The sequence below is a fragment of the Providencia sp. PROV003 genome (assembly GCF_045040775.1).
Taxonomy (GTDB): domain Bacteria; phylum Pseudomonadota; class Gammaproteobacteria; order Enterobacterales; family Enterobacteriaceae; genus Providencia; species Providencia huashanensis.
This window is the reverse complement of the sequence record NZ_CP096369.1, coordinates 1,543,619-1,556,824: the sequence shown is the minus strand read 5'-3', so window position 1 is coordinate 1,556,824 and position 13,206 is coordinate 1,543,619. Positions and strand designations below refer to the sequence as shown.

The window sequence follows — 13,206 nt, the reverse complement described above, 5'->3', positions numbered from 1 at the left end:
CGGTTGGGGTTATTTTTTTGTACGCTCATCAACCCAGTTTCTTAAAGTTTCTATATCTGCTTTCCAGTCTTGTTTTAATTCATCAACCCATTCCTGAACATTATCCCACCATGCTGGTAAATCAGGAGATTGAATTTGCTGTGCGATTTTCTGTAAATTCTTTAAACCAACAGAGCCAGCGGCACCTTTAATTTTATGGGCCTCTTCAACAATACCTTTTTGGTCCTTAGCCACCATATTCGAATCAAGAATAGCTAAATAACCCGGCAACATTTTTTCAAAAACATCTAACCCATCATAAATCAGTTTGGGGCCGACTAATTCAATGTACTGCTCTAACATGTCACAATCTAATATAGACTCATCAACTTGTGATGTGACATCGCGGTTTTCAACTTCCTCATTTTGGGAAGTATGCTCCCCCCAAAATTGTTCTATAACTTGAGTTAAAGCAGGAACCGACAACGGTTTACTCAATACGCCATCCATTCCCGCATCAAAATATTCTTTTTTATCCTTAAGGACATTTGCCGTTAAGGCTATTAATGGCGGTAAATCTTCTTTGTCATACTGTTGTTTAAGCTGCCTAGAAATATCTAAACCTGTCATATCTGGTAATTGAATGTCTAATAACACTAAATCATATTCACCGGGAGCAAACATTGCTAATGCATCTTTACCATTCATCGCTACATCAACTGTATTGCCAAGGTTTTCTAATACAGAACACGCAACAACAACATTGAGTTCAATGTCTTCCACTAATAAAATATGCAAGGCTGGTAGTGGGTAATCATCATCACTGTCTTGATGTTCAGCGACTTCTTCTTCAACCACAGGCGCTGTAATTGATAAAGTAAAAGTAGAACCTTGGCCTATTTCACTCTCAACCTGTATGTCGCCCCCCATATTTTGTGCTAACCGACGTGATACAGAAAGACCAATCCCCGTCCCTGTTGCAGGTTTACCACCAGCAGAATCTGTTACTTGATAGTACATCGCAAAGATTTTATCTAACTCATCCTGAGGTATGCCAATACCACTGTCTTTTACCCTAAAAAAGATTTTGTTTTCAGGCTCTTGCCAAATACTTACTTTGACCTCACCTTGTTGCGTGAACTTAACCGCATTCCCAATTAAATTCCATAATACCTGCCGTAAACGCGTCCCATCAGTTAACACCGTTTTTGGCAAAGTAGGTGCCACATCCATAACAAATTTAAGCCCTTTAGGCTGAACTAATAACCCACTTAGATTCTCTAAATCATTCACAAACTCAGGTAATGCGACGGGTTGGTTATCTAGTTGGACTTTACGACGCTCAATTTTATCCATCTCAATGACATCATTAAAAATATTCCCTAATGTCACTGCACTGACATGAATCGTTTTTAAATAGCTAGATTGTTCTGAAGTTAAATTCGTATCGAGTAAAATACGACTAAGACCAACGATGCCATTAAGCGGCGTACGAAGCTCGTGGCTTATCGTTGAGATAAAGGTCGTCTTTTCCCTGCTCGCGTTCTCTAACGCCTCCTGGTAGCGTTTACGCTCTGTTATATCGCGACCAAAGCCCATAAGGCCATGTCGTTTACCTACTCGGTCATAAAATGGGACTTTTCGTAACTCAAAACAGGCTTTTCTGCCATCAGGGTAAACCAGCCACTGTTCATAAGTGAGGGAAACATTATGGCGGAAAACTTTTTCATCGGTCTCCATTACTTTAGACGCAATTTCGACATCATAAATATCTAGAGGTGTTAACCCAACTAAGTGTTTTTCACTTTTACCAGTCAACAGTTCCATTGCTCTGTTACAACCTGAAAACTCGTTATTTTCGTTGCGGTAATAAACTAAATCCGGTGATGCATCAAGGAATGAGCGCAGCAACACCGATTGTTGTTCAAGTTCAACCTGTGTTTGCTCTCGATATTTCATTTCTTGTTTGAGTTGTTCAAGCAGTTCCAAGTGCGCTCTTTCAGCTTTTTCGCGCTCTTGTATTTCAAGATTTAGCTGCTCAATATTGCCATGTAATTGAATGTTTAATTCCGCATCGCGCTTACGCATGACTTCAAGTTTATCGACCATGCGCGACAAACGTTGCCGCGACTCTTCTAACTGCTCAACGACAACCGAAAGAAAATAAACCGCTAAAGGGGTAATGATTAAGCCAAAGAAAATCGACCCGACCATATCGAGGCTATCAACATGCCCTCGCAAAAAGATTGTCACGGCCATCTGCATTATCATGGCAAGAACAACCAGCGCGGATGCTAGTAATAGTGAAAACCGCACCAGCCCTAGTTTCATCATCAAATCGACATAGTATTGCGCAAGGCCGCGAAGTACTTTCATAACCACCCCTTAGTTAAATTCTCTTTGAATCATATATCAAACAGGACAGTTTCGGATGTTTATTAATACAAAATGTCGATCCTGCTCATTCAATAGCCATTTTTTATTATTAATGATAAATAACAATCAGGAATTTTCTTTGCTTCTACTCGGGTAAAAACTCATTCTGAGTAAATCTTAATCACAATCAATTGAAAAACAAAATATTAATGCTGTTTATCTTTAAATATGGGCGATAAACTTAAAAGAAAACGCCAAGTTTTACCAAGTGAAATCAGACAAAGTTCATTAAGGAACACCATGAATTCTAACAGTTTCAACCTCCAACGCCGCGAGCCACACAAAAAAGCACTGGCAACCCGTAAAATAGAGTTTGTTGAAATTTATGAGCCTGATAACGTTTCTGATATTCAACAACAATCAAGTCGTTGTCTGTCTTGTGGTAGCCCTTTTTGTGAATGGAAGTGCCCTTTACATAACCCAATCTCTAGTTGGCTTAAACTTGCAGCTGAAGGGCGTATCATTGAAGCCGCTGAATTGTCCCATCACACCAATAGTTTACCCGAAATATGTGGTCGTGTTTGCCCCCAAGATAAGTTATGCGAAGTCGCTTGTGTACTACATGACGACCATGGTGCAGTGACTATTGGCCACATTGAACGCTATATTAATGATACTGCCTTTGCATTAGGCTGGCGCCCCGACCTTTCTCATGTTTCTCCAGTCAATAAGCGTGTTGCTATTATCGGGGCTGGCCCCGCTGGGCTAGCTTGTGCCGATGTTCTTGTTCGTAATGGTGTCGAGGCTATCGTTTTTGATAAACATCCCGAGATTGGGGGACTACTGACATTTGGTATCCCAGCATTTAAGTTAGAAAAACACGTTATGATGCAGCGACATGAAATTTTGGCAGAAATGGGGGTACAGTTTCAGCTTAATACTGAAATAGGTGTTGACCTCTCGTTAGATGCGCTTCTTAGCACCTATGACGCTATTTTTATTGCTACAGGTGCCTATCAGTCAATTAAAGGGAACCTCTCAACTGAATCAATTCAAGGCGTGTATGAGGCTCTGCCCTATTTAATCGCGAATACCCGTCATTTAATGGCACTACCTGCATCTACAGACCAACCCTACATTGATTTACATAAAAAACGCGTGGTTGTTTTAGGTGGGGGGGATACCGCGATGGATTGCACTCGGAGTGCTATTCGTCAAGGCGCTGCACAGGTTAATTGTGTCTATCGTAGAGATAAAGCAAGCATGCCCGGGTCGCAAAAAGAAATAACGAATGCATTAGACGAAGGTGTTCAATTTTATTTTAATACCCAAGCGACCAAAGTAGCCACCAATGAAAATGGTCAGATTACTGGCATTTATGCTTCTCGAACCCAAAAAGGTGAACTCAAAGATGGGCGTTATCAAGTAGAACTCATTGAAAATTCAAATACTTTTATCGAAGCTGATGTGGTTATTGTTGCTTTTGGTTTTCACCCATACACTCAATCTTGGTTAGCAGAGCAAGATGTTAAGCATAATCAGCACGGTCATATCTTAGCTAGTCATCATACGGGTTTTCCATACCAAACATCCAATCAAAAGATATTTGCAGGGGGAGATGCCATTAGGGGTTCTGACCTTGTAGTCACTGCGATTGCTGATGGCCGCGGAGCAGCTGAAGGAATTTTGCTTTTTCTCGGTGTTTAATTACCGAATAATACTTTAAAGAAAAGAAAAACAGAGGGATTATCCCCTCTGTTGATCGTTATTACTTGATTTCTAAAGTAATGAAAACTGATAAGCCTGTTATTTGACAACTCTTAGTGCAGGTCTACCTTTCGGAGGCCTAGGTGGCTCATCACCGGATGGTTCTTGCGAACTTTCATCAGGAAGGTCAGCTTCATGAACTAAAGTAATATTATCTTCTGGTTCTTCAATATCTTCGACCCCTGAGGATAACTCTGCATCATAAGCAGTCTCAGGTTCAAACATCATACCAGCCCCATTTTCACGTGCATATACCGCCATAATTGCTGACATTGGAACATACACTTGACGCGGCACACCACCAAAACGGGCATTGAAACGCACTTCTTCGTTGGTGATTTCGAAATTACCGACGGCTCGAGGCGCTACATTCAAAACAATTTGCCCATCCCGAGCAAACTCCATAGGAACGTTTACATCGGGAACGGTGACATCAACCACCAAATGCGGAGTCATATCGTTATCAAGTAACCACTCGTAGTGGGCACGTAACAAATAAGGACGACGTGGTGACATTGGTGTCATTTCCATCATTTTTAGCCTCTTCTAATAGGCTGTCTAGACTCGCGCATTTCTTTTTCAGCATCCGTCAATGACGCGCTGAATCCGTCACGGTCAAAAACGCGATCCATATAAAAATGTAAGTATTTGCTGATTGATGGGTTAATTTCAATACCGAGTACAGGTAAGCGCCACAGCAATGGAGCCAAATAGCAATCGACGATGCTAAATTCTTCGCTCATGAAGAAGTCCATTTCAGCAAAAACAGGAGAAACTGCGATCAGCTCTTCAGATAATTGACGGCGGGCATTTGCAGCTTCTTGTGCCGTGCCTTTCTCAATTTTGTCCATCAATGAATACCAGTCATTTTTAATGCGATACATTAATTGACGGCTTGTACCACGTGCAACTGGATAAACAGGCATTAATGGTGGATGAGGAAAACGCTCATCAAGGTATTCCATGATAATATGTGGGTCATAAAGCGTTAGATCACGATCAACCAACGTTGGAACGCTATGGTATGGGTTGAGGTCAATCAAATCTTTATGTTGCTGACCAGGTTCAACATATTCAATTTGAACACTAACTCCTTTTTCAGCCAGAACAATACGTACCTGATGGCTAAAAATGTCAGTTGGGCTAGAGAACAATGTCATTACCGAACGTTTATTAGGAGCGACAGCCATTAAAACCTCCAAAATACAAAATGGACGAAATGTAATTAAGTATTTAATTACCGATTACCCATTTTAAAATCCCCAGTGTCCGTCTTTCATTTATCCATACTGAAAGCCAACACAACCCTCCCGCACAATAAAGGCGAGAAATCCGAAATAAAAAACAGGCACATATTCTAACAGATTTTGTACAGCTTAGGGGGGAAGCATCGAAAAAATCATAAGTATATTTCAATGACAGGTTAAATCACAAAAAAAATAGTTTTATTAACTAAAAATATACTTATATATGGATTTAAATCCTTGGAGTTGAATCCATACTTTGGTTATTTAATAATAAATAAATGAACTAAATAACACCCAACTAATAATAATTTTAAATTCTAAACTAAATAATTCTTTTTTCTACAAATTATATCAATTTCTTTTTAATCGCTATATTTAATCAAGTATTACCAATATTAATTAATCAAAAACAACAGACAATAAAAAACCCGCCATAAAGGCGGGTTTTTTCATTAATTTCATGCCCAAAGGGCAATAAATTAACGTTTGGAGAACTGCGGACGACGACGTGCTTTGCGCAGACCCACTTTTTTACGTTCAACAGAACGCGCATCACGGGTAACAAAACCAGCTTTACGCAGATCAGAACGAAGAGTCTCGTCGTAAGCCATCAGTGCACGTGTAATACCGTGACGGATTGCGCCTGCTTGACCTGAAATACCACCACCTTTAACAGTGATGTACAGATCCAGTTTTTCTAACATTTCAACCAGCTCTAACGGCTGACGAACAACCATGCGCGCAGTTTCGCGACCAAAGTATTGTTCCAGTGTACGTTGATTGATTGTGATGTTACCGCTACCCGGCTTAATAAAGACACGAGCAGATGAGCTTTTGCGGCGACCAGTGCCGTAGTATTGATTTTCAGCCATTGCTATAATCCCGATTAAATGTCAAGAACTTGCGGTTGTTGAGCCGCGTGGTTGTGCTCATTACCTGCGTAAACTTTCAGTTTACGGTACATTGCACGACCCAGAGGTCCTTTTGGCAACATGCCTTTAACCGCGATTTCAAGCACACGCTCAGGACTGCGAGCAATCATTTCTTCGAAAGTTGCTTGCTTGATTCCACCTACATGGCCAGTGTGGCGATAGTAGATTTTGTCTTCGCGTTTATTGCCGGTAACAGCAATTTTCTCTGCATTCAGAACGATGATGTAATCACCAGTATCCACGTGCGGAGTGTATTCCGCTTTATGCTTACCGCGTAAACGGCTAGCAATTTCAGTTGCAAGACGGCCTAAAGTTTTGCCATCTGCATCAACAACATACCAGTCGCGTTTTACGGTCTCTGGTTTAGCTGTAAAAGTTTTCATTAAAACTTACCCAATATTGAAGTTACACGTTGGTGAACACTCATGTTCATAAGCTTTCTGAGGTTCACACGACTCTTTGTCCAGTAAACCTACCCCTTCGAGCAGCCTAACTGGCATTAATGCATTATTTTTTGGGAAATAAAAAACAATGCTGTAACGTGGGGTCGCAAGATTATAGAGAAGTCAGCAACAAAAATCGACCCCAAATGCATTTTTTTTACGTTTATTCGAATAAACACCCTAATTTGTACTTAAATTGTGCATTCCAAGGCGTTTGCTCGATAAAATACCAATGGTTTATCGACTTAAGGGTTTGTCCACTTAAGCCAAATGTGGGATTTTAAGGTATTCTTCACTTTGCATTTCTTGTAAACGGGACAAACAACGTTGGTATTCAAACGCCAGTAATTGCCCTTGATAAAGCGATTCCATCGGTACTGCTGCATTAATAATTAATTTAACTTTACGCTCATAAAACTCATCAATTAAGGCCAAAAACCTGCGAGCGGAGTTTTCATCGTTCGTACCCATGGCGGGTACATTATATAACAAGATAGTATGGTAACAGTTCGATAAATAGATATAGTCGTTTTGGCTACGAGGCTCTTCGCAAAGCACCTTAAACTCTATTGCTAAAACCCCTTCCGCGGTACGGATCGCCTGCATTTTGCGGTGATTAACTTCTAACACCGGTGATTGTTCACCTTGCTTCCCGGCCAATTTAACAAAAATGTCATCCAAATGTTGACGATTTTCACTATTAATTGGCGACAAGAATAGGTGAGCTTGAGTTAGAGTCCGTAAGCGATAGTCAATCCCTGCATCGACGTTCATTACATCGCAATACTTTTTAATTTGCTCGATCGCAGGTAAAAAACGAGCACGCTGCAAACCATTACGATACAAATCATCAGGAATAATATTCGAGGTAGCCACTAACGTTATACCCCGAGCAAATAACCCCTCAAGTAAAGTACCTAAAATCATTGCATCAGTAATATCAGAGACAAAAAACTCATCAAAGCACAACACGTCAGTGTGTTTTTTAAATTCATCGGCAATAATATCTAACGGGTTTTCTTGCCCCTGTAACGCCATTAAATCTTCTTGTACTTTTTTCATAAAACGATGAAAATGCAAACGAAGTTTACGTGTTCCTGGTAAACTTTCGTAAAACATATCCATTAGCCATGTTTTTCCACGGCCCACTCCCCCCCACATATATAACCCTTGTACAGGCACTATCGATGTAGCCGGAGCTTTGCCTAATAAGCGGCTAAAACGTTGCTTTAAACCAGAAGGTTTTTCACTAGGAACAATTGAAGGTGCATTAACGAGGTTCTGATAAATTTTATCTAGGCGTTCGACAGCAAGCTTTTGTACGTCATCAGGCTGATAATTCCCATCAGCTAACGCTTGTTGATAACGCATTGTAGGGCTCATTGGTGACATTAACTGAATAATCCTTAAAAATTTCGGTTTTTTTACCGTTATTTGATATACACTGCCTTTATTATAACCAGATTCAGTTATCATTTAACTTTCGGTTAACGAATCGATATAGAGTAAGGAAATTCAACTTAAGATTCTACCTTTAAGTTCTGAATAACTTTAGTTTAGCTAGTTCAAGTTTTGTGGGTTTTCTCATCACTTAATTGTCAAATTACAATATGTTGAAATGCTTTACTTGACGCTTACATGCAACTTGAATTATTTAAGGTATAGTAACGGTAACGACACTTAATTTCTGCGAACATTGAATCTGTGAACATTGAAGTAATGAAGGAGTCAGCATGACCTGGGAGTATGCATTAATAGGATTAATTGTTGGTTTTATCATCGGCGCACTAGTTGTCCGTTATGGTAACCCAAAACTTCGCCAACAAAAAACAGCGCAAGCTGAGTTAGACAAAAAAAGCACTGAACTTGAAGAGTACCGTAAAGAGCTTGTTAGCCATTTTGCTCGCAGCGCAGAACTATTGGATAAAATGGCGCGTGACTACCGTCAACTGTATCAACACATGGCACAAAGTTCGTCTGAATTGATGCCTGATATGCCTGCACAAGATAACCCATTTAACTATCGCTTAACGGAATCTGAGGCAGATAACGACCAAGCACCAGTTAAAATGCCACCAAGAGATTACTCTGATGGCGCATCAGGCTTGTTCCGCCCTCTTGAAGAGAAAGAAAAGTAATTTTCTTCGTTTATCACCAGTAAGTGCCACTTACTGGTGATTCCTTATAACATTCACTGAATTTTATTATTCCACCTGTATCTTCTGCTTTTAAATACTCATTTAATAAATCTGAACAAAATTTCCATCTAAATGTAACTTAATGATTTATTTAGCAACTGTATAGAAGTTAAAGTTTCACTTAAGTTGCATGTAAATAGATGTAAAAGAATGGATATTCGCTACCCGTAAAGGGAACTTTTGCGCATAATCTATAGTCATAGTCTTCAGTAAAATTGAATCTGATACCAACCAATATCTCAACTCATTGTGTTACCCCCAAAAATGTATCCACAGTGAATTGATAATTATTTTTGAGAGAATCGACTAAATTATGAAAAGAAAAAACTTTTTTCTTACCGCTGTAGCAATGAGCCTAGGGTTATCATTAGCCGCTATTCCTGCCGTTAGCAGTGCAGCATTACCCGCTTCATTACCCGTAACAGCACAAAGTCAAAATTTACCAAGCCTAGCCCCAATGCTTGAAAAAGTATTACCCGCAGTGGTTAATATTCATGTATCAGGGACTCGTGTACAAAATCAACAAATCCCTGAAGAGCTAAAATTCTTTTTTGGCCCAAATGTTCCATCACAACAACAAAGCGTGCGCCCATTTGAAGGGCTTGGTTCCGGTGTAATTATTGATGCAGAACAAGGGTATATTTTAACTAATAACCATGTAATTGATGGTGCGGACAAAATTCAAATCCAATTAAATGATGGCCGTGAAATCGCGGTAAAATTGATTGGTAAAGACCCACAAACAGATATCGCATTACTGAAAATCACGAATAACAAAGATATTAAAAACTTAACGGCTGTTAGCATTGCAGATTCAGATAAACTACGTGTTGGTGATTTTGCTGTCGCAGTTGGTAACCCATTTGGGTTAGGCCAAACGGCAACTTCAGGGATTATCTCAGCATTAGGTCGTAGTGGATTAAATCTTGAAGGTTTGGAAAACTTTATCCAAACAGATGCCTCAATTAACCGTGGTAACTCAGGTGGTGCATTAGTTAACCTAAATGGTGAGCTAATCGGTATTAATACTGCAATATTAGCCCCTGGTGGCGGTAATATCGGTATCGGTTTTGCTATCCCAAGTAATATGGCTAAAAACCTAAGTGAACAACTGATTAAACATGGGGAAGTTAAACGCGGTATTTTAGGAATTAAAGGTACGGAGATGAACTCCGATATCGCAAAAGCATTTAACATTGATGCACAACGCGGTGCCTTTGTAAGTGAAGTTATTCCTAAATCATCTGCGGCTAAAGCGGGTATTAAATCTGGTGACGTCTTAGTCTCAGTTGATGGTAAACGTATTAACAGTTTCGCTGAGTTGAGAGCTAAAATTGGTACTAGCCAAATAGGTAAAGAAATTACCATTGGCTTAATCCGCTCTGGTAAACCAATTGATGTCAAAGTGGTATTAGAGAACGATGAAGGTACGGCAACTAAAGCAGAAAAACTAAGTGAATCCTTATTAGGTGCAACTATTTCTAATGCAATTATCAGTAATACCAAAGGTGTCCAAGTAGATAGCGTGGCTCCAAAATCACCTGCGGCTGCAATTGGCCTAATGAAAGGTGACTTAATCTTTGGTGTCAATGACTCACGTGTGGAGACCATTGACCAATTCCGTAAAATTATTGACGGTAAGCCACCAGTGCTGGCAATGAAAGTATTGCGTGATGGGGAAACCTTGTATCTATTAATGAAAAATTAATTTATTAAACTCCATCTTAAAATCAATAAAACAGGTACAGTATCACTCTGCTGTGCCTGTTTTTTTATGTTATGCTCAAGGGTACGTTGAAAAAATAACTGAATGTTCGATATTTTATGGTTAAGAAGCTAACTTTATCCGTCATGCTTGGCCTGTTAACTGCATTGATTATTATCGTTGCGGTTCCTTCGTTGCGTCCTCAAGGCTTAGCTGACTTACTGTATGGTAAAACAAATAGCGAACCCGTCAGTTATAATAAAGCTGTGCGCCGTGCGGCTCCAGCTGTAGTGTATGTGTATAGTAGTTCCAAGGGCAGTTTTTCCCAATCTGGTCGTGAACTAAAATCTCTCGGTTCTGGCGTAATCATGAGCCCAAATGGCTATATCATTACGAATAAACATGTTGTTGATAACCCAGACCAAATCCTTGTAGCCTTACAAGATGGCGCTATCTTTGATGCCTTGTTAGTCGGTTCGGATTCATTAACTGACCTCGCTGTGCTTAAGATAGACGCAGACAACCTGCCTGTAATCCCCATTAACACCAAGCGTGTTACCCATGTTGGTGACGTCGTTCTTGCTATTGGTAACCCCTATAATATTGGTCAAACCGTCACCCAAGGTATTATTAGCGCAACTGGCCGTGTAGGGCTAAGCTCAACACGTCGACAAAACTTCCTACAAACTGATGCTTCAATTAATTCAGGTAACTCAGGTGGTGCATTAATCAATACTGAAGGGGAATTAGTTGGTATTAACACGCTTTCATTTACCGCAGGCCAAGGTATTAGCTCTGAAGGGCTAAGTTTTGCTATTCCAACGGCACTAGCGACTAAAATCATGGATAAACTAATCCGTGATGGTCGGGTGATCCGCGGTTACATTGGGATCACCGCCCGCGAACTACCACAAATTAGGTCAAACAATAATAATATCAATCAAATACAAGGTTTACGTGTTTTCCAAGTGGCTCCGAATGGGCCTGCCGCCAAAGCGGGGATTTTGCAAGGTGATATTGTTTTATCCGTTGATGGTAAGCCTGCCATTTCGGCGGCAGAAACCATGGATTTAGTTGCTGAAATTCGCCCCGGAAGTAAAGCCGCAGTACAAATATTACGGGATGGCGAAGTCAAAAATATTGATGTTATTATTGAGGAAATCCCTGAAGGCCAAGCGGGTTAATTTATTCATTCTCTTTGTAATAAAAAAGGTTGTTCCATTCGAAGAACAACCTTTTTTTGGGTTTAACTAAGTCAATAGGTTTACTACCGACCTGTCTAACAATATGACTAATCGTCAGAATGTACTCGCTGAATATCGGCACCTAAACCACGTAATTTATCTTCAATGTGCTCATAGCCGCGGTCAATATGGTAGATACGGTCAACCGTCGTAGTCCCCTCGGCTATACAACCCGCAATAACTAAACTTGCTGAAGCGCGTAAATCTGTTGCCATCACTTGGGCGCTGGTCAGTTTTTCAACGCCATGGCACAACACAGTATTACTTTCAATTTCAGCATGAGCGCCCATTCGGATCAACTCTGGAATATGCATGAAACGGTTTTCAAAAATCGTTTCGGTGATCATCCCTGCACCATCAGCAACAAGGTTGAGCAAACTAAATTGTGCCTGCATATCCGTTGGGAAACCTGGGTGTGGTGCTGTACGTAAAGTAACTGCTTTCGGGCGTTTACCTTCCATATCTAAGCTAATCCAGTCATCCCCTAATTCGATTTTCGCACCAGCTTCACGTAATTTAGCTAATACAGCATCAAGTGTATCTGGGCGTGCATTACGACAAATCACTTTCCCACGAGAAACTGCGGCGGCGATTAAAAATGTCCCTGTTTCGATACGATCAGGTAGAACTTGGTAGACACCGCCACCTAAGCGCTTAACCCCCTCAATCACAATACGGTCAGTACCTGCACCTGTAATTTTGGCACCAAGGGTATTAAGGAAATTAGCAGTATCTTCAATTTCTGGCTCACGAGCCGCATTTTCAATCGTTGTCGTACCTTCAGCCAACGTTGCTGCTGTCATAATAGAAACAGTCGCACCCACACTGACTTTGTCCATCACAATGCATGCGCCTTTCAAACGGCCGTCTACTGTTGCTTTTACATAACCATCTTCTAGAACAATATTTGCGCCTAATTGTTCTAAACCAGAGATATGTAAATCAACAGGGCGCGCACCGATAGCACAACCACCTGGTAAAGAAACTTCACCATGACCAAAACGCGCGACTAATGGTGCCAATGCCCAAATAGAAGCACGCATCGTTTTAACCAAATCATAAGGTGCACAATAAGTTGTCACAGTGCTAGCATCGACATACACAGAACCATTACGCTTAACTTTCGTACCAAGCTGATTCAGTAATTTAATGGTGGTATCAATGTCCCTTAAATGAGGGACATTCTGAATTTCTACTGGCTCTTCAGCCAATAAAGCAGCGAACAAGATTGGTAATGCCGCATTTTTTGCGCCAGATATAGTCACCTCACCCTCTAACCGGGTTGGCCCTTTAACTAAAAACTTATCCATTCAAG

Annotated in this window: 11 protein-coding genes; 4 read left to right on the top strand and 7 right to left on the bottom strand. The window is 40.5% G+C overall.

Going from position 1 to position 13,206, the window contains the following annotated elements; all coding sequences use genetic code 11:
- Positions 1 to 9: 9 nt before the first annotated feature.
- A complete protein-coding gene (gene arcB, locus M1F14_RS07175; protein ID WP_042846202.1) occupies positions 10 to 2,355 on the bottom strand; it encodes an aerobic respiration two-component sensor histidine kinase ArcB in 2,346 nt (781 codons plus the stop codon).
- A gap of 300 nt (positions 2,356 to 2,655) precedes the next feature.
- On the opposite strand from arcB, the gene M1F14_RS07170 reads away from it, so the two are divergent.
- Positions 2,656 to 4,062, top strand: a complete 1,407-nt coding sequence (locus M1F14_RS07170) for an FAD-dependent oxidoreductase (protein WP_042846203.1) — start codon at positions 2,656 to 2,658, stop codon at positions 4,060 to 4,062.
- A 99-nt stretch (positions 4,063 to 4,161) separates the two neighbouring features.
- Here the strand turns inward: M1F14_RS07170 and sspB are convergent, their stop codons facing one another.
- The 5 genes from sspB to zapE form a co-directional block, all read right to left on the bottom strand.
- Positions 4,162 to 4,653 (bottom strand): ClpXP protease specificity-enhancing factor, encoded by a 492-nt coding sequence (gene sspB / locus M1F14_RS07165; protein WP_042846406.1) that lies wholly within the window; start codon positions 4,651 to 4,653, stop codon positions 4,162 to 4,164.
- 5 nt (positions 4,654 to 4,658) lie between these two features.
- Complete coding sequence (sspA, locus tag M1F14_RS07160) at positions 4,659 to 5,312, bottom strand: stringent starvation protein SspA (protein WP_042846204.1); 654 nt, start codon at positions 5,310 to 5,312, stop codon at positions 4,659 to 4,661.
- A 536-nt stretch (positions 5,313 to 5,848) separates the two neighbouring features.
- On the bottom strand, positions 5,849 to 6,241 hold the full coding sequence (gene rpsI / locus M1F14_RS07155; RefSeq protein WP_004258235.1) for a 30S ribosomal protein S9: 393 nt from the start codon (positions 6,239 to 6,241) through the stop codon (positions 5,849 to 5,851).
- A gap of 14 nt (positions 6,242 to 6,255) precedes the next feature.
- Positions 6,256 to 6,684 (bottom strand): 50S ribosomal protein L13, encoded by a 429-nt coding sequence (rplM, locus tag M1F14_RS07150; RefSeq protein ID WP_004258237.1) that lies wholly within the window; start codon positions 6,682 to 6,684, stop codon positions 6,256 to 6,258.
- A gap of 321 nt (positions 6,685 to 7,005) precedes the next feature.
- Positions 7,006 to 8,136, bottom strand: coding sequence for a cell division protein ZapE (zapE, locus tag M1F14_RS07145; protein ID WP_181469350.1), 1,131 nt, complete (start codon positions 8,134 to 8,136; stop codon positions 7,006 to 7,008).
- Between the two features lie 341 nt (positions 8,137 to 8,477).
- Between zapE and zapG the strand changes: the two genes are divergently transcribed.
- From zapG to degS, 3 genes are all read left to right on the top strand, one after another.
- A complete protein-coding gene (zapG, locus tag M1F14_RS07140; protein WP_042846206.1) occupies positions 8,478 to 8,882 on the top strand; it encodes a Z-ring associated protein ZapG in 405 nt (134 codons plus the stop codon).
- A gap of 373 nt (positions 8,883 to 9,255) precedes the next feature.
- Positions 9,256 to 10,650, top strand: a complete 1,395-nt coding sequence (locus tag M1F14_RS07135) for a Do family serine endopeptidase (protein ID WP_042846207.1) — start codon at positions 9,256 to 9,258, stop codon at positions 10,648 to 10,650.
- 116 nt (positions 10,651 to 10,766) lie between these two features.
- Entirely contained in the window at positions 10,767 to 11,831 is a 1,065-nt protein-coding gene (gene degS, locus M1F14_RS07130) for an outer membrane-stress sensor serine endopeptidase DegS (RefSeq protein ID WP_042846208.1), read from the top strand.
- Positions 11,832 to 11,938: 107 nt separating this feature from the next.
- Here degS and murA read toward each other — a convergent pair whose 3' ends face one another.
- Complete coding sequence (murA, locus tag M1F14_RS07125; protein ID WP_042846209.1) at positions 11,939 to 13,201, bottom strand: UDP-N-acetylglucosamine 1-carboxyvinyltransferase; 1,263 nt, start codon at positions 13,199 to 13,201, stop codon at positions 11,939 to 11,941.
- Positions 13,202 to 13,206 lie beyond the last annotated feature (5 nt).